The organism is Pseudomonas sp. FSL R10-1339 (assembly GCF_009600545.1).
In the GTDB taxonomy this organism is placed as follows: domain Bacteria; phylum Pseudomonadota; class Gammaproteobacteria; order Pseudomonadales; family Pseudomonadaceae; genus Aquipseudomonas; species Aquipseudomonas bubulae.
Genome location: NZ_WIVQ01000084.1, coordinates 1 through 19,235 on the forward strand (window position 1 = coordinate 1; position 19,235 = coordinate 19,235).

The window sequence follows — 19,235 nt, forward strand, 5'->3', positions numbered from 1 at the left end:
GCACTCGTAGCTCAGCTGGATAGAGTACTCGGCTACGAACCGAGCGGTCACAGGTTCGAATCCTGTCGAGTGCACCAAACATCAAAAAGCCCGCACATTGTGCGGGCTTTTTGTTATCTGCGATTTGGCTATTGCTGTCATCCTCGCGACTTGTCTTGTGTTTATTCTGGTTCTTGTCCCTGCTCGTCAACGGCTACAAGGTTGAATTTCAGCTTTGAGTTGTGCCCTGTGCAACTCATCCTTCGTCGCACAAGCAGTGCGCAGGCGCCGTCTGGCGGTTTTTCGCAAGCTTTTGTTATCTCCAAGATTTTTGCGTCATTAATTTTCAAGCCGTGTATGATTGCGCCCGTCAGCCCCGCCGGGGCTTGTGGAATACCTCCATGGACTTACCCAGTAGTAACTCAGCATCCCGCTTTACCAATCATGAATTGACTGATTGATCCTTCCGGCGTGCCCTGCTGCTGGGAGTGGAGTTCGCCTATGACCGAAGTTGAAGTAAAGAAAACCCAAGAAAGCCTGCAAAGCCGCCTTGCTCAAGTTATTGAGCTGCTTAATCGCCAGCGTGTGGTCGAAGATCTGACTCATCGTCAGGAAGGCCATCACCATGACCGGGTCGAGAACCTGGTCCATCGGCAAAACCTTGTTGAACTCCAGCGCAAGCTGGAAGACCTGCACTCCGCAGACGTTGCCTATATCCTCGAAGCATTGCCTCTGGACGACCGCCTGACGGTCTGGCAGCTGGTCAAGGCTGATCGCGATGGCGACATCCTGCTCGAAGTATCCGACTCGGTGCGTGAAACCCTGATCGCCGACATGGACGATCACGAGCTCCTGGCAGCCGCCAAGGAGATGGACGCCGACGAACTTGCTGACCTGGCTCCCGAGCTGCCGCGAGACGTCGTCCATGAGCTGATGGAGACCCTGGATGGCCAGCAGCGTGAGCGCGTGCGCTCCGCACTGTCCTATAACGAGGACCAGGTCGGTGCCCTGATGGACTTTGAGATGGTGACCATCCGTGAGGATGTCAGCCTTGAAGTCGTGCTGCGTTACCTGCGTCGCCTCAAGGAGTTGCCGGGCCATACCGACAAACTGTTCGTGGTCGATTACGACGGTGCGCTCAAAGGCGTGCTGCCGATCAAGCGTCTGCTGGTCAACGACCCTGAAAAACAAGTGTCTGAGGTCATGGCCAACGACCCGGTGAGTTTTCACCCGGACGAAGATGCCTACGATGCTGCTCAGGCATTTGAACGTTATGACTTGATTTCGGCCCCGGTGGTGGACAAGAACGGCAAGCTTATCGGCCGTCTGACCATCGATGAAATGGTCGACCTGATCCGTGAAGAGAGTGAAAACGAAGTTCTCAACATGGCCGGTCTGCGAGAAGAAGAAGACATCTTCGCCTCGGTGTGGAAGTCCCTGCGTAACCGTTGGGCCTGGTTGGCAGTCAACCTGGTCACGGCATTTATTGCTTCGCGGGTGATTGGCCTGTTCGAAGGCTCGATTGAAAAGCTGGTGGCTCTGGCAGCACTGATGCCCATCGTGGCCGGTATTGGTGGTAACTCCGGCAACCAGACCATTACCATGATCGTGCGCGCTATGGCCCTGGATCAGGTCAACACCGGCAGCACTTCGCGGTTGATGCGCAAGGAGCTCGCCGTGGGCCTGATCAATGGTCTGGTGTGGGGTGGGGTGATTGGTGTTGTGGCCTACCTGCTATATGGCAGCTGGTCGCTCGGCGTGGTGATGACCGCAGCCATGACCCTCAACCTGCTGCTGGCAGCACTGATGGGGGTATTGATACCCATGACGCTGGCCCGGCTGGGGCGTGATCCGGCCATGGGCGCAAGCGTGATGATCACCGCCATGACCGACAGTGGCGGGTTCTTCATCTTTCTGGGGCTGGCAACTATCTTCCTGCTTTGATCATTCTGTACAGGGCGCGAACAGCGCCCATAAAAAAAGCCAGCATTTGCTGGCTTTTTTTATGCCTGGGTTAAATCAGGATTCTTCAGAGGCTGCTTCAGCATCGTGAGCAATCAGTGATACCAGGGCGTTTTGCTGGCGGTGTGACAACTGGCGGAAGCGTTGCAGCAGCTCACGCTCATGCAGGGAAAGCTCGGGGCTGTCGAGGCGCATGCTGAGCTCATCACCCAGAACGCCTTCCTGGATAAGGCTTTGCTCGAGACGAGCAATGATTTCAGAGTTCATGCTGCGGTGATGGTTGCGAGCCACTTCGGCGATGCGCTCGCGCATTCCGTCTGGCAGGCGAACGACGAACTTGTCAGCCGTGCGGCTGGAGTAAATTGCCTGTTTCAATGGGCGCATTTTAGTTAACCGGTTAGTTCAGGGGAGCGGTTCTCGGGAATTGGCCGCAGGATGTGTTTAAGACCGTCCTTATAGCCAAATGTTCAACCTGAATTGCTAAGAGGCGCGCATCATGCCTCAAATCTGCCACTTCCCTGGCGTCAATTCTGTGACAAATATTGAACCGGATAAAGGCGTTATGCCAGTAGGTCTTGTTAAAAATATACACTCGAATGGGTGGCTTAGCGATTAACCCAGCAAATTAATGGGTTTTCCCCCTTGCCTATGGGCAGTTTCAGCGCAATTGCGGGTCAAACTTGAACCTGCGGCCAAGCATCAGCGCCACCAGCCAGCAAGCGAAAAACACCGCGGCGGCGATCAAGGGCAGATTGCCAAATTCGTTACTGGTGAATACATCCAGGGCAAGGCTCGACAGTGCCAGCATTAACAGAGCCAAAGCGATTTTGGACATGATTTCTTACCCATCTCTCAATGTGCTTTCAAAAGACCCAGCGTTCACCCGCAGGTGCCTGGTCGGCGACGGGCTGGTTGGCAGCCAGACGAGGTGTCACGCGGCTGGTCTCTTTCATCACCGCAACCTGTGGCCGCGGTTTGTTGAAGGTAGCCGTCATTTCAACAGGCTGCTCGGCCGAAACGGGCTCGGGCAGAAAATGAAAAACCAGCAATACGGCCAGCGCGAGGGTGTTTAACAGTAGTAGCGTGCTGTTCATGGCGGTCATCTCTGAGAGCATGGACGGGATACTGTTAATAGAGCAGTCTTCGTGCCAACTGTAACAAGGCTAAAAAACCTTATAAAACAGCGAGTTGAGCCGTATATTCAAGAGTGTTTAATTGCATTTTGCAATGATGGCTTTTTGATGTAGTGCAAATTGCACGATGGCCGCCTGAGCCTTGCCTGTGCTGTGCAGTCGATCGCAACCTCGTACCGCTCATCGGAGGCAAAAAAAATCTGTTTAGGCCGCTGTCTTACAGTTAAAAAGACCACTCACGACATGACAAACCCAGGCATGCCCGTTACCATGCACGCCGTTATTTGTCTCAGTAGCTCAATTGGATAGAGCATCCCCCTCCTAAGGGGAAGGTTGGCAGTTCGAACCTGCCCTGGGACACCATATAATTTGGGCCTTTCAAGCCATTCCCCTGACAGCTGAATTTCTTCGTGACAGCAGGGTGACAGCGGCAGGCCAAAGAAAGCCCCACCGGGAGATGATCGGTGGGGCTTTTTTGTTCTTGATTTCAGGCGATTGCCAAACCCCTTTTCTTGAGCATTGTGATGTGATCGAGATTGGGTGCTCCGAATGCTTATGCTTATGCTTATGCTTATGCTGATATCTGATGCAGCCTATGGCGGAGGCATCCAACAGTGAAAACCACCGGGGAATAGTGCTAGTGGTTTCTCAGATTTCACGTAGCGACGCGCTCACAGTGCTGATCTGGGACTGACTCCGACGTTGTTGTTGCTTCACTCCCTGCGAAGCAGGGCCCACCATCACGAAGTGATGTGTAGTGGGTTACACATTGCCGCCTTCAGTTTGTTCAAACTGGGGGTTGCAATGGGTGATGCTCCAAGCGCTTAACTGACTGATAAGGCAGTTAAAGGCGACGGAGAAGCGCTATGGCTTACGCAATCATCAGGGCGAAGAAACTCAAGACCATGGGAGCGGTGTCGAGGTCGGCACAGCACACGTTCAGGATGCAGCCCACCCCGAATGCAGATCCCGCACTCACCGGGCGAAACCGAACGGTGGGGGCCAAAGGATCGGAGCAGATACTCGTTGCCCTGGTGCGCACGCTGCCGACGAAAAGGCGCAAGGATGCGGTGCTCGCGATTGAGTACCTGGTCACCGCGTCCCCTGAAGCTTTCAAGCGTCACGGCGGGCGTTTGGATGATATGGGGGACGGTTACTTTGCCGATGCGTTGAAGTGGCTGAAGACGCGCCACGGTGCAGAGAATGTCCTCAGCGCGACCGTTCACCTGGATGAATCAACGCCGCACATGGTCATTTACGTGGTGCCGATGACGGCAGACAAACGGCTGTCGTGTCGTGACTTCCTCGGTGGGCCTCAGAAGCTCAAAGCGATGCAAACCAGTTTCCATGTCCAGGTTGGGGCACAGCGAGGTCTTGAGCGCGGCGTGGAGGGTTCCAAGGCGAAGCATGAGGCGGTATCAGCGTTCTACTCGACCATGACAGCAGCAGGCGAAGCGCCGCAGCTGAAGGCTCGCGATTATGCTGCTGCGTCGGTCGGCTTGAAGACTGAAGCCTGGCTGCAGGCCGAAGCCGTCGCCAGCGCAAATGCCCAGGGCGCAGCTCGCCACACACGTTCAAAACAGGCAGTGCTCTCGCGTGCGTGTGCTGTGAAAAAAGCAGCATCCCTAGTGGAAGATCGGCAGCGAGAAATAGAACGGCGAGAGCACCAGCTGCACAGCAGAGAACTGGATCTGGATCGGCGTTCCAGGAGCATTGATGGCCTGGTGAGCCAGGTCAGTGAGGCGGAGCAGAAAACGGTGGTGCTCGCTGCTGAAAAGTCCACCCTGGAGCATCGTATAAAAATGCTTGAAGTGAGTCTGGCCAATGACAAAGCCCAGGCACGAAAGGCTCGCCACGATCAGGAACTTACGCTTGGCTGAGCGCACTGCCTAACCTCTAACGCAGAAACGACAAACCCCGCACTGGGCGGGGTCGGTCGTTTGCAGGCTGGCTGACGTTGCCCCGAGAGAGTTCAACAACGCCAGGCAGCGTGAGGCGAGTATATCTGGTCAGATAAGGCCTATAACGAAAAAAACGGCAGCGAAAATAAAACTTCCTGAAAAAGCACTTATCCCCCTCCCGCCGACGGGCTTCGTGTGCGTTTTTTTTGCAAACACAGATGTAGTGCAAACCATCCTCCAGCCCAGGCGGGCCGTGGGGCTTCCCAGGCAATCGTCAATTTCATTTTGTGCAACGTTTTGAAGGAAAATGACAAACCATTGCACAGGCAGCGGGTCGTTCATGACTACGTTTCAAGTCACCAAGCCCAATGGCAGTAGGGGGGCGGCGGAGTTTTCTCAAATTGAACGGCTTGTTTTTTTGGGTTGCATTCGTGATGCGGTGGGATCGGATGGAAAGCGTACAGGCCATATGGAACAAGGCTTTCAGCCAAGTTGACAGGGTTCCGTGAATTTCATTTCTTTGCGTGAGAGCGTTGGGGGGGGGGCTGTGAAAAAACCAGCTTTCGCCCGTTCAGGCGGAATTCCGAAAAACACACAGAAATGGTGCGGGTAGCGCACGGAGGGGGATGTCGTTGAAAGCCCTGAGAGTCCCGGTTTATAGGGGGAAAACCTGAAAAACAGCTTTTTTGAGAGTCCCCGAAACCGGCAAAGTCTTGCAGGCGGGGTGGCAGAGCGGAGAGAGTAAAATGAGGCCGCTCACACGGCCTTGGTTGGGCACCACTCAGCAGGGTTTTCCTGCCAGGCAATGATTACTGACTCAAGCCATCCCTGGTGAGATGCGGACAGGTCTTGGGAACTGTCCGTTTTTCATAACTCGCCAGAGGGTGGTTCGAGAAAGGGAGGTGGCATCGAGCACGTCCCTTTCCCGCATGAAACGATCCAGCTTACTCACGTTGGGCTCCTGCAATCTGAGCTTATGCGAGACTCTTAAACTGACAAGCTTTTGAATCTTAGGACGCTGCGATTGTGCGCTTAAGTTTAAGAAAGGCAGCGGTGTTATCTACAACGGCTTCTTTCGGTACGGCAGGAGGCATAGTTGCCAGTGTTGGTGTCAGTGCGCCTTTCTCGGCCCCATCAAATAGCTTCTCAAGTTTTTTCCCGAGCGTAATCCAAGTGATTTCTTTGATTTTCTCTTGCCGTTCGTACGGACTGTTGCAGCGAGAGAGCACTACATCATGCTCGCCCAAACTTTTAAGCGCTACGGCGTGGGATAAGGTGAACAATTCCAACAGAATCTCAAGCGTTCCTTCCTGTTTTAACGCTTGGCTCAACAGAGTCTGTTGAAATTCTTTGTTAATTGAACCTGGAACGCCTACCAGCTTCAAACGTGCTTCTGCTACTTGAACAACCAAGTTCTTTTGAATAGGTATTCGCGCATCGGCGGTAAAGCGTAGTGCCTGAGCGTCCTTCCTCAGCTGAGCACTACGTTTAATTTCTTCGTTGATTTTACTTTGCTCGATGGTGCCTGACTTGCCCATGGCATTCCAAGATGCGTCTGTGAGACTGGCCTGAGTTTCAAGTCTTGTGGCCTCCTGCGTTAGACGTTGGTTTTCTTTAACTACTTCGGTGTACTGATTTTGAAGAGTAATGTAAGCGTCTCTGTTGACCTCGAAACAAGACAAGCGCTCCTGTAGTTCAGGGCTCAGATTTTCTCGGTCAATATTGATAAGTTTCATGTCATTATTCCTTTGTCAGTTAAATTATGTTACTTGCGCCCTAGTGCGAGACTTGTCACACCAGTTCTACGTTCTCAGCCAGGGCGATCTTCCCAAATTGTTCAACTACATAGCCTTCGTTCCGGCTGTTGTAATCTTCGACGCGGTTGCGCTTTGGGTTTTCCAGCATGAGCACCCGCCAGCTGGTGTCTTGGAAGTAGATCGACAGGTTGTCCCAGCTGGTGACCAGTACGGCGTTCACGGGGAAGAACGGCACGCTGAAGCTCGGTACTCCACCATAGGTGCTTACGACCTGCGCACTTTCTATGCGCTCTTTCTCGGTAGGTGTGCCCGCTTGCTTGGCATACAGCACTGCTTTGTCGTGAGCCAGCAGGTCTGAGCCAATGATCGCGATCAAGTCGCTATCGCGTAAGTTGTCGTCAATCAGTCGCGTTACGTCGTATACGAGGGCGTCCAGGTTGGCATAGTCACCGCCTTCGCCGAGGCTAATCTTGCCAGCCTCTAGGCCCTGGCTGAGCACTTGGCTTGGCACCTTCTCGCGGGCCTGTTGCAGCCAGCCTTTATTGACATCTTCGAGCATGGGAAAGGTTTCAATATCAGTTTGTGCGGCGTTATGAGTGCCACGAAAACCAATCATCATGCGATCTAGGGCGATCTGCTTCTGTACGGCGTCGGAATAACGCTTGTGGAAATCAGGGAACTTCGCCCAAGAGTCAATCTTGGCGTAAGGCAGGCTAACGTCTGATTCGGTCGACGACAGCTCGTAAGTGTTGTTTTCCAAGCTAGAAAAATCTTTTACTTCACGCTCTTTAATCCTGATATCGGTTCGACCAGTTACGGGGCCAGTTACCCCGAACATGACTTTTTCTCCTTTGATCTCACTAACTGGAACAATATTGATGCGTTCTAGGAAGTCTGATTTTGCCGTGATCTTTTCATTGATTGATTGGGCGGCGCTGGGTTCGATAGTAAAGGAACTAGCCCCCTTGGGCGCGTTATAAACCTTAGCGAACGCCTGTTGTAAAATTGCATACTTGGTAGTGCCATTACTGTTGGTCATAGGTATTTCCTGTTATAGGGGGTGAAGTGTCTAGCGCTACTTGCTTGCTGCTCGACTTTATATGGTTGTGTGGTGCTCTGTGTTTACAGGTCAATTTTAACACAATACAATTGATTTCCTGATATTTAGAGTTGATATTTATGCGGGTTTATTGCAGGGAGTGTGGTAGTAAGGCACTCATTACTGAGGAAGAAAAAGTATCTTCGGTTTTTTCAAAACTTTACTGTCAATGTACGAATGTCAGGGCGTGCGGTCACTGCTTTGTCGCGCATATGAACTTTTCGCACACTCTTAAACCCTCAGCTGTAAAACCGAATAACTCTCTGTTTGAGCGTTTACGTGAACTGCCCAGGGATCAACAACTTCAGATGTTTGAACAGTTAGAGAACTTGAAGTGATTCAGTCTTTACTGAGCACCTCGCCAGGGTGATGGGCCTGTCGCGGCGCAAAACAAAAAACGCTTAAACCCCAGCGGGAGTATTCAGATCACTGCTCCAGTAGGAACCGTAAGGTCGGGCGTCAGAAGAGATTGATCATAAGCCTCCATACGATTGCACGATCCGTGATACTCAGGCAGTGATGGGTAATCAGTCTTGCAAACAACCTCCGCTAGCAAGTGCTTCCAGGTCGCGGCATCGTTGGGCAGGCATACGCCGAACTCTTCGGCATCGTACTCGACCTCAATGGCCAGTCGTTCTGCCAGTTCAGCGGGTACCGCGATGCTCGAATTCCCGCTGTTGTAGTACCCAAGATGTTCGAGCACGCTTGCTTCGTCATAGCGTCCGGCGCACCTCAATGTCGAGCAGTACCCACTGTCATCTGATCGCCAAAGAGTGATTGCCTTGTTTAAGCTGTTCGTTCGTTTCAGGCTGATGACGATGAACTTGATCATACTGCCTCCGTTGGTTGCTGGCGGAACACGGGAAGGGCGCCGGCCTGCTCGCGCACAGCCCGCATGCCTTCGTCGTCGTAACCCCAAATGTTGCTTTCATCAAACGAACGCTCCGGGCCGAGGTAAAACGGTTTCAACGGCTCGCCAGTGCGGATGTAATCGCGGAACTTCTCGACCAGCTGACGCAGCGTCCCGCCATGGGTAAAGCCGCGCCACTTGCCACCCCAAACCGTTTCCTGCGTGAAGATGCGCTTGCCGCTGTAGTCGTCGATAAACCAGACCTTGCCGCGCCCATCGACCTCCATGCTGGCGTAGCGGTTGGTGGCCTGGCTGTAGAAGAACCGGCGACCGTGGTCGGCGATGATTCGGATCACCTGATTGACGTGCTCGGCGCGCTGCTGCTTCAGGGTGAGTTTGTTTTCTGTTGCCTCTACGATATCGCTTTGCAGGCTCATGGGCGCACCTCGGCGGTTGGCCATCGGCTAACCGCTTTCATTGCCTCGGTTTTGGTGATTGGCTCGCTGACCATGTTGCAAACGAGTTTCCCACTCAGGAACACCCTCCAGCAGCTACGTCGCTCCAAACCGTCTCCGGCTTCCAGCTCGGCCAACAATTCCGAACGGTGGACTCTGATCCACAATCGCATTAAGGCCGTCAGATTCGATGCAGGCGAGACAATGATATTGCGACCATCTGACCGGACGCTGAATCCTTGTTCATGTAGGTAGCTCAAGTGCGAACTCATGACAATCTCTCCTTTTGCGAAAGGGTGTCTTTTTTGACCTTGTTTCCGATCTTCGCTACAACGCTTGAGGCCCCTTTCTTGGCCGACGCGCCCAACGATTTCGTCAATCCAGGCGGAGAGCTATGCACCACGATATGGCCCTGGCCGATCTTGAAATTCTTGATCACGGCGATGCACACGTTCCAAGCCTCGCGGGCTACGGCATCGCCTGACTCGACCACATTGCCCTGGTCGTCGATGATCGCCAGTCGCGCTGGACGACCGTCAGCAGTGGTGATTTGATATCCGCTGGTGACGTTGGCACTGATGCGCCCATTCTCCAGAGTGCCCGTCTTTGGAATGCCGATCATCACAATCTCTCCTCATGCGAAACAGCGTCTTTTTGGCCCTTATTCCCTCTGTCCTCTGTGAGAGGGGGGGTTCTATCCGAAACATCGAAACAACCCGCGTGGTTGCTGGGCTGTAGCGTTTCGCAAAGGGTTTTTACGGGGGTAGGATAAATACCTTGCGAAACGCTGGAGGCCACGTCGTTACTGGCTTGTTTCGATGTTTCGGATTGAGAGGGGGGTGTGGCGGAAAGGTAGCGGGTAAAGGAATCCTTAAAGTCCTCAATCTGGTAGCCCTTCTTGCTATCGATATTGATACGGGTCTGTTTCGACTTGATACCGAACTCTGACAGTTTTCCCGATAGTTGACGTGGCGACATCGGTTTGCCACGGTTCCAGGTGGCCCAAGGCGCTTCGTCGTCAGCAACCAATGCATCCAGTAGTTCAGAACTGAAAATCTTGATGACCCGCTTTTCAATGAATATGGCTTTCACGTCCTGGAGTAATTCGATACCAATGCTCGGCGTATCCCCCTCCAGACCATGCAGCACAATCGCCGCGTGTCGTGCAGACTTTGGCCAATGCCCACCGGCAGCATCGGCAATAGCCAGCAACGGCTCCCAGCAGTCGTTTGCGCGGTCGTTGAGTCCTTGGATAGGTTCAGGACGGGCCTCGTCGATAACCGAGGCGTTATCGGTTGCGAATCGGGCGAGCTTTGCTTGCAGCCGCATCCAGATGGTCGGGTCTGAATGGCGTAGACGTTCCACTGTCTCGCCCGCAACCCGCCGCCGCAGACGCAAAGGAATGCTACGGTCGGCCAGGGTGTCAGCAATCTTGCCGATGCCGCACAACGCTTTAGCACCCCACACGTTAAAACGGGTTGGCATGTGGTCATCGCCTGTGCAGCGAATGACCGAGGCGCTGTCGCGAGTGAACCCAGCGTTGAGGATACCCCTAGCGTCATCGTGCGCCGCCAGAAATGCGTCCACCTCATCGATCAGCAAGGTCGGTGCCCACAACTCAATTGCCCGATATAGCGCCGCTGGAGCGATGTTTGCGACCTGCAACGGGCGGTAAGCGAGCCTGCTAAGGACTGTTAACAGGATGGACTTACCACAGCGTTTCTCTGGCGCGGTGATGTTGGCAATCGGGGCCACTTGCACCACGTCGATTAACCAGGTGAAGGTCACCCAAAGCGCAGCCGCACGGATGGTTTCCTTGTCTGCGGCGACATACCGTTTCATGGTGTTCGCAATGTCATCTAGCAGCTCTTCGCCACTGACCGGTTTGGGCCAGGGTTCAATTTCGCCGAAAATATCATTGTGGGCCGCGTCCTCTTCATCCTCAGACACCGCTGTCAGACGATCGAACTCAGCCATGCTGACCTGCTTGGTGTCCTTCACCTTGGCGCGAAGGCGGGCAAAGATCGAAGGTTCCTTTTTGCGCATCTTTTGCAACAGAGACAGGATGCCAGGCTCATACAGCGCCCCGGCATCGCTACCGAGTTTTTTAACGGCGTCACCCACTTTGTCAGTGGAGGCCCACTGATCGGCAAAACGATCTGGAGTGGTCATTCTTCGACTCCCAGTCGCTGTTTAGCGAGCTTGAAGCGCTCTTGGTCATCGGCACTCATATCAGTTCCTTGTTCGATCAAATTTTTGCCGATCAGGTAGATTGCACGTTCATGTCGCACGGCGGCAGGGCTGGGGCCACTGCGCTCCCGTTTTTCACCAGGGAACAGGTCGCGCAGCTCCAGGCCAATGGCTTGGGTAATTTCCAAGGCACTGCACCCCACCCAGCACTTGAGCAAGACGGTGCCGTCTGAAGTCTCGGTAATGCCCAGGCTGGGCGACTTGTCGTCGTGCGCGGGGCAACAGGCTTTCCAGCGGCCCTTGCCATTGCTCTTCACCTTGTCCAGACGGTTCAAAACGCTGTCGATGGGCGTCATTTTTTGATCCCCGATTTGGTTTTCTTGCGCATGAGGTATTTGTCTACTTCTTCAACGTTCCAGGCACCGCACGGGCAACGTGCGGGGCCTGGAAAGCCAGCGGTTTTGGAAATGCGCTACCAGGTGGAGCGGCTGATTTGATAGCGGGAACAGAACTGGTCGGCTGTCGCCCAAATCAGCGTTGGCCGTGCCCAGAGCGTGGTCTTCTTCTTGTTCATTGCGTAACACCCAGAGCCTGTACAAAGGCGTGTTGCGCGTTGAGCGTGTAAGGGGTGTTCGGCTCTAGGGCGTTTTCGCCGATGTAGCCGGTCACGGTGCGACAGCGCTGTGCCTGGCTGTCCCTGTACTTGAGGCGGATTTCGCCTTTTTCACCGGCACAAACGGTGCCTCCGATACCGGCGCTGGCCGTGCCCTGATCCCCAACTGAAGCCGTGCCGTAGTCCCCAGCAATCGCCGTTCCCAGAAATCCGGCAGCGGCTGTGCCGCAGCTCAAGACGTAGGCCGCGCCACAATCCCCAGCTCTAGCGTTGCCGCTGTCTCCGGCAATCGCGGTGCCGTAGTTGCCTGCCTGGACGCTTTGTTGGTCACCGACGTGGTAGTAGGTGCGAACGGGCGCCACGTACTCGTCTTGAGTGCTTTGCTTGTCCGGGTGCGGGGTGTAAAAGGCTTTTTTTGGGCAAGCCAATCCCGTCAACGCATCACTGCGCTTATGAAAAATGTTCATCTCAGTCGTCCGTAAAAATGGGAGGAAGGTCACAGGGCTGGTACGCCTGTTACCCCTTCGCAACGGCTCACATCAGCGGTGGCCGGTGTTTCTGGTCATCAGCTGGCTTGCCGCAATCGCGACGGAGGTAGTGCGTCAACCACGGACTGAATCACCAGCGAAACGTCTTCACCAAGCCCCTCTAAAAACGAGGCGATCATTTGTGGGGTGTAGGTGGTGGGCCGCTGTACTTCGCTGAAAAGGATGCTCATCAATTCGATGGAATCCTGAGCGCGTTGCAGCTTGTGAAACGCTTCTTCGGAGAGGCCGTAGGCATGGCTCATTGGACACCCCCAACTTTCAGGGCGGAGGCGTTGTCCTGGTGAGCGTCGAAGCGTTCGTTCAGGCGTTTAGCGTTGGAAATGAGCGTTTCGCGATAGTCACCAGCCAAATACTGGGCGACATCTGCCAGGCGTTCGGCGTGATGGTCATTCCCATCCGCAAGCGTTCTCTTGATTGCCCAGTTCAACGTGTCGAGCCAGTCCATGTAATTGGTGGCGGTCTCCAGCTCACTGATGGCTTCGACGGCGATAGCGGTGATGATTGATGGCTTGTTCATTGAACGCCGCCTTGTGTTTCCAGGCAGCGGACAATGTCCATGTGAGTGTTGTAGCGTTTGAGGCGAACGGATAGTGATGAGTTTTCGGTGAGCGCTCTCAGGGCCATGCGACGGTGAGCTATCAGGCGAACTGCGGACGGAATGAGGATCGTCATGAGAAGTAAGCACGATTTTTCAATGCAGGATGGTGGCTGTAATACTGCAGGCGGTGGCGGTAATGACAGCATGTTAACGCCAGAGCTGGCATGGCTTACTGATAGCAGAGTAATATTGGGTGATTGCATGGTTTTCGTCCAAGAGTTCTGTGTGATACGTCGGGTCGGTGCTGGTAACACTGACCTGGCATTTTTTATTTTCGGCCTCTGTTCTGGTGGCCTTGTTCTGACTCGAATCCTTTCCTGACTGACTCCCATTGCGTCTTTTGCACTCAACGGGATCCATCCTTAGCTGTCCGCTCAATCCAAGCTTTGAGTTCCTTCATCAGGATCAAGCGTCGCCGCCCGAGCTTGAATGCTTTGAGTTCACCTGAAGCCATAACTTCGTAGATGCCTGATCTTGAGTAGCCCGTCAGGCGTGCAGCTTCTTCAACGCTTACAGACAACGATGGCGCGGTTTCTGCGTGGCTCATACCTTTCTCCTTGAGTACACCGGTGGACTGTACGATACTGAACCGGACGTAAGCATATTATTTGTAAGTAACAAATGATGCAAGCATATTTTGTTACTTACGCTATGGAGTGAGAATGGCAAACCGGTCAAAAAAGGTCGTGATTTCGGCAAGGATTCCCCCTCGGCTCAAGGCTGCTCTTGATCTCGCGTCGATTTTGGAGGGGCAGCCGATAGTGAAGCTGCTTGAAGCCTTGCTAGAGGAGGGGCTGAATGAAATTGACGCGCCTAACCCGTTTAGGGGTGGGCAATTGGATGGCAGTAAACTTAATTTTATGACTCTGTTTGATGCTATTTGGACAGAGGATGAAGTGCTTTTTAAGCTTAGGACATGGGCAGTCGGGCCTGAGTTTTCAAGTGTGAAATTCTGGCGCCGGATAACGAGTCTAATTAAGTCAGATTATTTTAAAGGTGACTTTGATCTTTACGGTGATTTGAACGGCCACACTCAAGTATGGGGTAGTGTTCCTGAAAGGTATCTCATCAATCTGGATTTGATTAAGGAGGAATGGTTGCTGATTGACGAATATTTATCATTCCTTGATAAAAATACGAATCTGTCCACGCCTTATGAATATTTTAAAAAAATGCTGCAAAGTGAAGACGTTAAATGAGCTCAACTGCTGCTGCTTTTGTGCCTGGCGCGAGATGCGCGTAACGCAGCGTCATTTTTATATCTGAATGACCTAGCAGCTCACGTACTGTGTTTAGTGGCACACCGGCCATCACCAAGCGCGACGCGAAGTCATGGCGCATATCGTGCCAGCGAAAGTCCTTGATCTTGGCCCGTTCTAGCAGCCTGAGCCAGGCGCTTTTAACGTCTTCTAGACGACCACCTTCCTGGCTTGGGAACACATACCGAGATTTGCCAGCCTGTTTTTTCCAGCGCTCAAGAATGCTCACGGTTTCCTTGTTCATTGGGATGTGACGTGTGTCGCTCGTTTTGGTTGTATCACCAGCGGCAGTGATTGTATTTGTGCTGAAATTGACTGCAGACCATTTCAGATCGAATAACTCACCGCGCCTCATACCGGTGTTCAGTGATACGAGCACCATTGGTTTTAGATGATCGGTGAATGGCAGTTGCAGCAAACTTTGCATCTGTTGCTTGCCACGATCCGCCCGCCATTGATTTGCGCTCTCACGCTCAGATCGTATTTCATCCTGCCGGGTATCTAGGGCTTCGCGCAGGCGTTTGGTCTCATCGGTGTCCAGGTAGCGAACTAGGCCCAATGAGTCGACCTTGAGCTGTTTTAGCTTGGTCAGTGGATGCGTGCCGATGTATTCCCATTCAACCGCACGGCTGAACACACCACTGATAGAGCCCATTTTTCGATTCACCGTGGATGCCTTGTTCCCAGCCTGCATCCAAGCAGTGCGAATTTGCTCCAGGTCACGGCCAGATATTGCGTCAATGCGCTGAGGCATGATCGCGTCAAAGTTGTTGTCCAGGGTGTGCAGGGTCTTTTCGTGGCCTTTGTGGTGCGCCTTAAACCACGGCATGTAGGTGTCGTCGATGAATTCGCGTAGAGATGGCAGGGTAGCTCCCTTGCGTCCCTGTGTTACCGCGAGAGGTTCACCATGGGCATGAGCGTCAGCAAGGTATTGGGCAGCCTCAGTTCGTGCCTGATCAAGCGTCAGAACCCCAACTCTGCCAAGGGTGGCGTTCTTGTTGCGGCCCCAGGTGACCATGAATGACTTGTGCCCGCTGGTGAGTACCCGGATAAAGAAACCGGGCTGTACAGTGTCATGTACACGATAAGCCTTAGCTTGGGCTTCTAGGCTATTGATGAGTCTTTGGGTGATCTTGCTTTTCATTGATCTGATCCGTGACAGCAGCATGACAGCAAAAACTACTATACGGGAGCGTTTTGTGGGACTCAACCGGACTTTAACCACCTGATAACTATGGGATGATCCCATGAATGCGAACATTCTATTAGCCCTCCTAAGGGGAAGGTTGCAGGTTCGAACCCCGCCTGGGACACCAGATACGCAAAGGCCCCGCACTGTTGAACAGGCGGGGCCTTTTTTGTGGCTTTCAATCAGCCAGTCAGGCCTGGCCGAGCAGCCCGCGGCCCGCCAGGTTCTTCATCAGTGCACTGACCCCGAACGCCCATTGTGGCGCCTGGTCGCTGCCGGTCACGCGGTTGTGCAACGCTCCCAGTGTCGGTGACGAGATGCTTACAACATCATCGGCCTTATGGGTAAACCCCTGGCCCGGTTGGTCGCGGTCTTCTGTAGGAGCGAACAGGGTACCCAGGAACAGGACAAAACCGTCCGGGTACTGGTGGTTGGCGTTGAGCGTCTGTTCGGCCAGGTCCGCCGGGTCGCGGCTGATCTGGTTCATTGAGCTTTTGCCGTTCAGCACGTAGCCATCGACACCTTCAACACGCAAGGTCACTTCACAATGGCGCACGTCGTCGAGGTTGAAGTGTTCGTCAAACAGGCGAATAAAGGGCCCCAGTGCACAGGAGGCGTTGTTGTCCTTGGCCTTGCTCAGCAGTAACGCGCTGCGACCTTCGAAGTCGCGCAGGTTGACGTCGTTGCCCAGGGTCGCGCCGTGGATCCGGCCCTGGCTGTCTACCGCCAGCACCACTTCCGGCTCCGGGTTGTTCCAGCTTGAACCGGGGTGGATGCCAATGGCGCTGCCGCTGCCCACAGCAGCGAGGATCGGTGCCTTGGTGAAAATTTCGGCGTCGGGGCCGATGCCCACTTCCAGGTACTGCGACCACATGTTCTGTTCGATCAGCACTTGTTTGAGGCGCATGGCTTCTGGCGAACCGGGGCGCAGGTCGCGCAGGTTATTACCAATCACTTCGTGCACCAGGGCACGAACCTCTTCGGCACGGTGGGCATCGCCTCCGGCTTTTTCCTCGATCACCCGTTCGATCATGCTGGCAGCAAAAGTCACACCCGCCGCCTTGATCACTTGCAGGTCTGCCGGGGCCAGCAGGTAGGGTTTGGCCATGTCGTGCTGCTCGCCGCTGTTGGCCAGCAAGGCCTGGATCGTGCCCAATACGGTGCCGCGGATTTCACGCACGGCTTGCAGCGGGTTGTCGCTATCGAGCAGCAGGCTCAGGGTGGGGAAGTGGGCCGTGCAGTCGATTACTTCACCGTCACGAATCACCACCACGGCCGGGCCGCCACGTTCGCCGGGCAACCACACGCGACCGACCAGGGTGGCGCGCTGCCAGTCATCGGGCAGGGTGTTTTCTATGGTCAATTGCAGCGTTTGCATATACGTGATCCTTGAAAAGAGTGCTTGGTGGGAGCGAGCTTGGTCGCGATCAAGTCACCACGGGTTGGCTGACCATCTGCAGTGTCTGCTTCGCGAGCAAGCCCGCTCCCACAAGTCATGTGTTTGTCGTGTCTAGTGGGAGTGACGGGGCGGGCCGTTTTCCGGAATCACGCGCCAGTACAGGGTGGCCGGTTCGAGGCAGCCGCCGGTGGAGAGTTGGCCGACCAGTTGGCGGTACAGTTCCTGCCACGGAGTTTGTGACGGGGCCAACGGTGGCAGCGGTTCCTGGCGGCGTTCGTTGAGCACGCTTTCGTCCACCAGCAGGTTGACGCTGCGCGCGTTGAGGTCGACGCGCAGGCGGTCGCCGGTGCGCAGTAACGACAGACCGCCACCCACAGCAGATTCCGGGGACATGTTGAGAATTGACGGGCTGGCCGAGGTGCCGCTTTGGCGGCCATCACCCATGCAGGGCAGGGAGTCGATCCCGGCCTTGATCAGGTTGGAAGGTGGCGCCATGTTCACGACCTCGCCGCTGCCGGGGAAGCCCACGGTGCCGCAGCCTCGAATTACCAGAATGCAGCGCTCGTCGATGTCCAGCGAAGGGTCGTTGATCCGCGCCGTGTAGTCTTCCGGGCCCTCGAACACAATGGCCCGCGCTTCGAAGCTGTTGGGTTGCAACGGGTCGCTGAGGTAGGTCTTGCGAAAGGCTTCGCCCACCACTGAAATTTTCATGATGGCACTGTCGAAGAAGTTGCCGCTGAGTACGATAAAACCGGCTCGGTGCATCAGAGGGTCTTCGTAGGAGCGGATCACGTCACGGTCGCCGGTGACGCAGTCGGCAACCACTTCACCCATGCTGCGGCCACTGACCGTGAGGCAGTCGCGGTGCAGGCGGCCGACCTTGTCCAGTTCATGCATCACCGCCGGTACACCGCCTGCGCGGTGGAAGCTTTCACCCAGGTACTCGCCGGCGGGCATGCAGTTGACCAGCAAGGGCACGTCTTCGCCGACGCGCTGCCAGTCTTCCAGTGACAGCTCGATACCGCTGTGGCGGGCGATGGCAATCAGGTGCGGCGGGCAGTTGGTGGATGCGCCCAGCGCCGAGGCCACGGCAATGGCGTTTTCGAAGGCCGCGTGGGTCATGATCTGGGATGGGCGTACGTCTTCGCGCACCAGGTCGACGATGCGCATCCCGGTGGCATAGGCCATTTGCCCGCGCTCGCGGTACGGTGCCGGGATGCTCGCGCAGCCGGGCAGGGACATACCCAGTGCCTCGGCCAGGGCGTTCATCGACAGCGCAGTGCCCATGGTGTTGCAGTGACCCACCGACGGCGATGATGCGGTGGTCAGGGTCATAAAGCCTTCGTAATCGATTTCGCCGGCGCTGAGCAGATTGCGCGCATGCCACAGTACGGTGCCGGAGCCAATGCGCTGGCCTTTGTGCCAGCCGTCGAGCATCGGCCCGCCGGACAGCACGATGGAAGGCAGGTCGGTGGTGGCCGCTGCCATCAGGCAGGCCGGGGTGGTTTTGTCGCAACCGGTGGTCAGCACCACGCCGTCCAGCGGGTAACCATGCAGCACCTCGACCAGGCCCAGGTAGGCGAGGTTGCGGTCGAGGGCCGCGGTGGGGCGGCGCGACTGTTCGGCAATCGGGTGTACCGGAAACTCCATCGGGATGCCACCTGCATCGCGAATGCCGTCCTTGACCCGCTTGGCCAGTTCGATGTGATGGCGGTTGCAGGGCGTCAGGTCGCTGCCGGTCTGGGCGATGCCGATAATCGGCCGCCCCGATTGCAGTTCGGCGCGGGTCAGGCCCTGGTTCATGTAACGTTCCACATACAGTGCGGTCAGGTCGGCGTGGCTTGGGTCGTCGAACCACAGCTGGCTGCGCAGGCGGCGTGGGGTTGAATCGGTCATGGCAGGCTCCGGCTGATTATTTTATTCAGGCAATGGGTTGTTGCGGCGCAACTGGCGGATCAGTCCGGCGTGGTCGAGTTCGCCGTCACCGGCCTCGACCATGGCGGCAAACAGGCTGTCTACCAGGCTGCCGACGGGCAGGTTCAGGCCCAGTTTTTGTGCTTGGGCCATGGCGGTGCGGGTGTCCTTGAGCTGCCATTTGGCCGGGCCACCGGGAGTGAAATCGTTGTTCAGCATGCGTTGGCCGTGCTGGCGCCAGATCGGCGAGTCGACAAAACCACCCATCAACGCTTCGTGGACCTTTGCCGGGTCGGCGCCGCCGCGCTCGGCCAGCAGCAAGCCCTCGGCGACGGTGGCGATGGTGCTGGCGACGATCAACTGGTTGACCAGCTTGGACAACTCGCCGG

24 protein-coding genes and 2 tRNA genes are annotated in these 19,235 nt (G+C 55.2%); 6 read left to right on the forward strand and 20 right to left on the reverse strand.

The window, feature by feature from the left end:
• Both GHO03_RS19070 and mgtE read left to right on the forward strand, forming a co-directional pair.
• Positions 1-77: transfer RNA gene (locus GHO03_RS19070), tRNA-Arg, on the forward strand.
• A gap of 403 nt (positions 78-480) precedes the next feature.
• The gene (gene mgtE / locus GHO03_RS19075) at positions 481-1,923 is read left to right on the forward strand and encodes a magnesium transporter (RefSeq protein ID WP_016782141.1); all 1,443 of its coding nucleotides are present in this window, start codon (positions 481-483) and stop codon (positions 1,921-1,923) included.
• A 75-nt stretch (positions 1,924-1,998) separates the two neighbouring features.
• On the opposite strand, the gene GHO03_RS19080 is transcribed toward mgtE, so the two are convergent.
• From GHO03_RS19080 to GHO03_RS19085, 3 genes are all read right to left on the reverse strand, one after another.
• Positions 1,999-2,325, reverse strand: a complete 327-nt coding sequence (locus GHO03_RS19080; protein ID WP_016782142.1) for an Arc family DNA-binding protein — start codon at positions 2,323-2,325, stop codon at positions 1,999-2,001.
• 274 nt (positions 2,326-2,599) lie between these two features.
• On the reverse strand, positions 2,600-2,776 hold the full coding sequence (locus tag GHO03_RS25175; RefSeq protein ID WP_165446519.1) for a PA3371 family protein: 177 nt from the start codon (positions 2,774-2,776) through the stop codon (positions 2,600-2,602).
• 28 nt (positions 2,777-2,804) lie between these two features.
• On the reverse strand, positions 2,805-3,035 hold the full coding sequence (locus GHO03_RS19085; RefSeq protein ID WP_095019285.1) for a hypothetical protein: 231 nt from the start codon (positions 3,033-3,035) through the stop codon (positions 2,805-2,807).
• 325 nt (positions 3,036-3,360) lie between these two features.
• On the opposite strand from GHO03_RS19085, the gene GHO03_RS19090 reads away from it, so the two are divergent.
• Together GHO03_RS19090 and mobV are read left to right on the forward strand one after the other, a co-directional pair.
• Positions 3,361-3,437: transfer RNA gene (locus GHO03_RS19090), tRNA-Arg, on the forward strand.
• Positions 3,438-3,940: 503 nt separating this feature from the next.
• The gene (gene mobV, locus GHO03_RS19095; protein WP_153400349.1) at positions 3,941-4,954 is read left to right on the forward strand and encodes a MobV family relaxase; all 1,014 of its coding nucleotides are present in this window, start codon (positions 3,941-3,943) and stop codon (positions 4,952-4,954) included.
• A gap of 129 nt (positions 4,955-5,083) precedes the next feature.
• On the opposite strand, the gene GHO03_RS19100 is transcribed toward mobV, so the two are convergent.
• The 4 genes from GHO03_RS19100 to GHO03_RS19115 form a co-directional block, all read right to left on the reverse strand.
• A complete protein-coding gene (locus GHO03_RS19100) occupies positions 5,084-5,317 on the reverse strand; it encodes a hypothetical protein (protein ID WP_153400350.1) in 234 nt (77 codons plus the stop codon).
• Positions 5,318-5,792: 475 nt separating this feature from the next.
• The gene (locus tag GHO03_RS25900; RefSeq protein WP_153400366.1) at positions 5,793-5,906 is read right to left on the reverse strand and encodes an AlpA family phage regulatory protein; all 114 of its coding nucleotides are present in this window, start codon (positions 5,904-5,906) and stop codon (positions 5,793-5,795) included.
• A gap of 79 nt (positions 5,907-5,985) precedes the next feature.
• Positions 5,986-6,711 (reverse strand): hypothetical protein, encoded by a 726-nt coding sequence (locus tag GHO03_RS19110; protein ID WP_153400351.1) that lies wholly within the window; start codon positions 6,709-6,711, stop codon positions 5,986-5,988.
• 55 nt (positions 6,712-6,766) lie between these two features.
• Positions 6,767-7,771, reverse strand: coding sequence for a phage major capsid protein, P2 family (locus GHO03_RS19115; RefSeq protein WP_153400352.1), 1,005 nt, complete (start codon positions 7,769-7,771; stop codon positions 6,767-6,769).
• A 140-nt stretch (positions 7,772-7,911) separates the two neighbouring features.
• Here GHO03_RS19115 and GHO03_RS19120 point away from each other — a divergent pair, with 140 nt between their 5' ends.
• Positions 7,912-8,169, forward strand: a complete 258-nt coding sequence (locus tag GHO03_RS19120; RefSeq protein ID WP_153400353.1) for an ogr/Delta-like zinc finger family protein — start codon at positions 7,912-7,914, stop codon at positions 8,167-8,169.
• A gap of 83 nt (positions 8,170-8,252) precedes the next feature.
• On the opposite strand, the gene GHO03_RS19125 is transcribed toward GHO03_RS19120, so the two are convergent.
• The 9 genes from GHO03_RS19125 to GHO03_RS19165 form a co-directional block, all read right to left on the reverse strand.
• Positions 8,253-8,663 carry a hypothetical protein gene (locus GHO03_RS19125; protein ID WP_178110337.1) on the reverse strand — a complete coding sequence of 137 codons (411 nt, stop codon included), beginning with the start codon at positions 8,661-8,663 and terminating at the stop codon, positions 8,253-8,255.
• On the reverse strand, positions 8,660-9,118 hold the full coding sequence (locus GHO03_RS19130) for a hypothetical protein (RefSeq protein WP_153400354.1): 459 nt from the start codon (positions 9,116-9,118) through the stop codon (positions 8,660-8,662). The genes GHO03_RS19125 and GHO03_RS19130 overlap by 4 nt, the downstream gene beginning before the upstream one ends.
• A gap of 286 nt (positions 9,119-9,404) precedes the next feature.
• The gene (locus GHO03_RS19135; protein WP_256668733.1) at positions 9,405-9,758 is read right to left on the reverse strand and encodes a hypothetical protein; all 354 of its coding nucleotides are present in this window, start codon (positions 9,756-9,758) and stop codon (positions 9,405-9,407) included.
• On the reverse strand, positions 9,758-11,308 hold the full coding sequence (locus tag GHO03_RS19140; RefSeq protein ID WP_153400355.1) for a DUF3631 domain-containing protein: 1,551 nt from the start codon (positions 11,306-11,308) through the stop codon (positions 9,758-9,760). The genes GHO03_RS19135 and GHO03_RS19140 overlap by 1 nt, the downstream gene beginning before the upstream one ends.
• A complete protein-coding gene (locus GHO03_RS19145) occupies positions 11,305-11,682 on the reverse strand; it encodes a virulence-associated protein E (RefSeq protein ID WP_153400356.1) in 378 nt (125 codons plus the stop codon). Before GHO03_RS19145 ends, GHO03_RS19140 begins: the two co-directional genes overlap by 4 nt.
• 214 nt (positions 11,683-11,896) lie before the next feature.
• Positions 11,897-12,406 (reverse strand): hypothetical protein, encoded by a 510-nt coding sequence (locus GHO03_RS19150; RefSeq protein WP_153400357.1) that lies wholly within the window; start codon positions 12,404-12,406, stop codon positions 11,897-11,899.
• A 98-nt stretch (positions 12,407-12,504) separates the two neighbouring features.
• Positions 12,505-12,729 carry a hypothetical protein gene (locus GHO03_RS19155; RefSeq protein WP_153400358.1) on the reverse strand — a complete coding sequence of 75 codons (225 nt, stop codon included), beginning with the start codon at positions 12,727-12,729 and terminating at the stop codon, positions 12,505-12,507.
• Entirely contained in the window at positions 12,726-13,004 is a 279-nt protein-coding gene (locus GHO03_RS19160; RefSeq protein ID WP_153400359.1) for a hypothetical protein, read from the reverse strand. Before GHO03_RS19160 ends, GHO03_RS19155 begins: the two co-directional genes overlap by 4 nt.
• 427 nt (positions 13,005-13,431) lie before the next feature.
• Positions 13,432-13,632, reverse strand: coding sequence for a helix-turn-helix domain-containing protein (locus tag GHO03_RS19165; RefSeq protein WP_153400360.1), 201 nt, complete (start codon positions 13,630-13,632; stop codon positions 13,432-13,434).
• A gap of 115 nt (positions 13,633-13,747) precedes the next feature.
• Here GHO03_RS19165 and GHO03_RS19170 point away from each other — a divergent pair, with 115 nt between their 5' ends.
• Positions 13,748-14,284 (forward strand): hypothetical protein, encoded by a 537-nt coding sequence (locus GHO03_RS19170; protein WP_153400361.1) that lies wholly within the window; start codon positions 13,748-13,750, stop codon positions 14,282-14,284.
• On the opposite strand, the gene GHO03_RS19175 is transcribed toward GHO03_RS19170, so the two are convergent.
• The 4 genes from GHO03_RS19175 to GHO03_RS19190 form a co-directional block, all read right to left on the reverse strand.
• Complete coding sequence (locus GHO03_RS19175) at positions 14,277-15,488, reverse strand: site-specific integrase (RefSeq protein WP_153400362.1); 1,212 nt, start codon at positions 15,486-15,488, stop codon at positions 14,277-14,279. The two genes, GHO03_RS19170 and GHO03_RS19175, sit on opposite strands and share 8 nt — an antisense overlap.
• A gap of 235 nt (positions 15,489-15,723) precedes the next feature.
• Complete coding sequence (locus GHO03_RS19180) at positions 15,724-16,911, reverse strand: fumarylacetoacetate hydrolase family protein (protein ID WP_153400363.1); 1,188 nt, start codon at positions 16,909-16,911, stop codon at positions 15,724-15,726.
• Positions 16,912-17,043: 132 nt separating this feature from the next.
• Entirely contained in the window at positions 17,044-18,828 is a 1,785-nt protein-coding gene (locus tag GHO03_RS19185; RefSeq protein ID WP_153400364.1) for an IlvD/Edd family dehydratase, read from the reverse strand.
• A gap of 21 nt (positions 18,829-18,849) precedes the next feature.
• A partial coding sequence (locus tag GHO03_RS19190) for an NAD(P)-dependent oxidoreductase (RefSeq protein WP_153400365.1) occupies positions 18,850-19,235 on the reverse strand: 386 nt, incomplete at its 5' end.

What these genes read in the sequence shown, in the direction of transcription:
- GHO03_RS19115 (WP_153400352.1), bottom strand. Translation starts at nt 7,771, where the DNA reads ATGACCAACAGTAATGGCACTACCAAGTATGCAATTTTACAACAGGCG.
- GHO03_RS19180 (WP_153400363.1), bottom strand. Translation starts at nt 16,911, where the DNA reads ATGCAAACGCTGCAATTGACCATAGAAAACACCCTGCCCGATGACTGG.
- GHO03_RS19125 (WP_178110337.1), bottom strand. Translation starts at nt 8,663, where the DNA reads ATGATCAAGTTCATCGTCATCAGCCTGAAACGAACGAACAGCTTAAAC.
- GHO03_RS19155 (WP_153400358.1), bottom strand. Translation starts at nt 12,729, where the DNA reads ATGAGCCATGCCTACGGCCTCTCCGAAGAAGCGTTTCACAAGCTGCAA.
- mgtE (WP_016782141.1), top strand. Translation starts at nt 481, where the DNA reads ATGACCGAAGTTGAAGTAAAGAAAACCCAAGAAAGCCTGCAAAGCCGC.
- GHO03_RS19100 (WP_153400350.1), bottom strand. Translation starts at nt 5,317, where the DNA reads ATGAACGACCCGCTGCCTGTGCAATGGTTTGTCATTTTCCTTCAAAAC.
- GHO03_RS19185 (WP_153400364.1), bottom strand. Translation starts at nt 18,828, where the DNA reads ATGACCGATTCAACCCCACGCCGCCTGCGCAGCCAGCTGTGGTTCGAC.
- GHO03_RS19130 (WP_153400354.1), bottom strand. Translation starts at nt 9,118, where the DNA reads ATGAGCCTGCAAAGCGATATCGTAGAGGCAACAGAAAACAAACTCACC.
- GHO03_RS19175 (WP_153400362.1), bottom strand. Translation starts at nt 15,488, where the DNA reads ATGAAAAGCAAGATCACCCAAAGACTCATCAATAGCCTAGAAGCCCAA.
- GHO03_RS19140 (WP_153400355.1), bottom strand. Translation starts at nt 11,308, where the DNA reads ATGACCACTCCAGATCGTTTTGCCGATCAGTGGGCCTCCACTGACAAA.
- GHO03_RS19170 (WP_153400361.1), top strand. Translation starts at nt 13,748, where the DNA reads ATGGCAAACCGGTCAAAAAAGGTCGTGATTTCGGCAAGGATTCCCCCT.
- GHO03_RS19135 (WP_256668733.1), bottom strand. Translation starts at nt 9,758, where the DNA reads ATGATCGGCATTCCAAAGACGGGCACTCTGGAGAATGGGCGCATCAGT.
- GHO03_RS19080 (WP_016782142.1), bottom strand. Translation starts at nt 2,325, where the DNA reads ATGCGCCCATTGAAACAGGCAATTTACTCCAGCCGCACGGCTGACAAG.
- GHO03_RS19160 (WP_153400359.1), bottom strand. Translation starts at nt 13,004, where the DNA reads ATGAACAAGCCATCAATCATCACCGCTATCGCCGTCGAAGCCATCAGT.
- GHO03_RS19110 (WP_153400351.1), bottom strand. Translation starts at nt 6,711, where the DNA reads ATGAAACTTATCAATATTGACCGAGAAAATCTGAGCCCTGAACTACAG.
- GHO03_RS19120 (WP_153400353.1), top strand. Translation starts at nt 7,912, where the DNA reads ATGCGGGTTTATTGCAGGGAGTGTGGTAGTAAGGCACTCATTACTGAG.
- mobV (WP_153400349.1), top strand. Translation starts at nt 3,941, where the DNA reads ATGGCTTACGCAATCATCAGGGCGAAGAAACTCAAGACCATGGGAGCG.
- GHO03_RS25900 (WP_153400366.1), bottom strand. Translation starts at nt 5,906, where the DNA reads ATGCGGGAAAGGGACGTGCTCGATGCCACCTCCCTTTCTCGAACCACC.
- GHO03_RS19165 (WP_153400360.1), bottom strand. Translation starts at nt 13,632, where the DNA reads ATGAGCCACGCAGAAACCGCGCCATCGTTGTCTGTAAGCGTTGAAGAA.
- GHO03_RS19150 (WP_153400357.1), bottom strand. Translation starts at nt 12,406, where the DNA reads ATGAACATTTTTCATAAGCGCAGTGATGCGTTGACGGGATTGGCTTGC.
- GHO03_RS19145 (WP_153400356.1), bottom strand. Translation starts at nt 11,682, where the DNA reads ATGACGCCCATCGACAGCGTTTTGAACCGTCTGGACAAGGTGAAGAGC.
- GHO03_RS19085 (WP_095019285.1), bottom strand. Translation starts at nt 3,035, where the DNA reads ATGAACAGCACGCTACTACTGTTAAACACCCTCGCGCTGGCCGTATTG.
- GHO03_RS25175 (WP_165446519.1), bottom strand. Translation starts at nt 2,776, where the DNA reads ATGTCCAAAATCGCTTTGGCTCTGTTAATGCTGGCACTGTCGAGCCTT.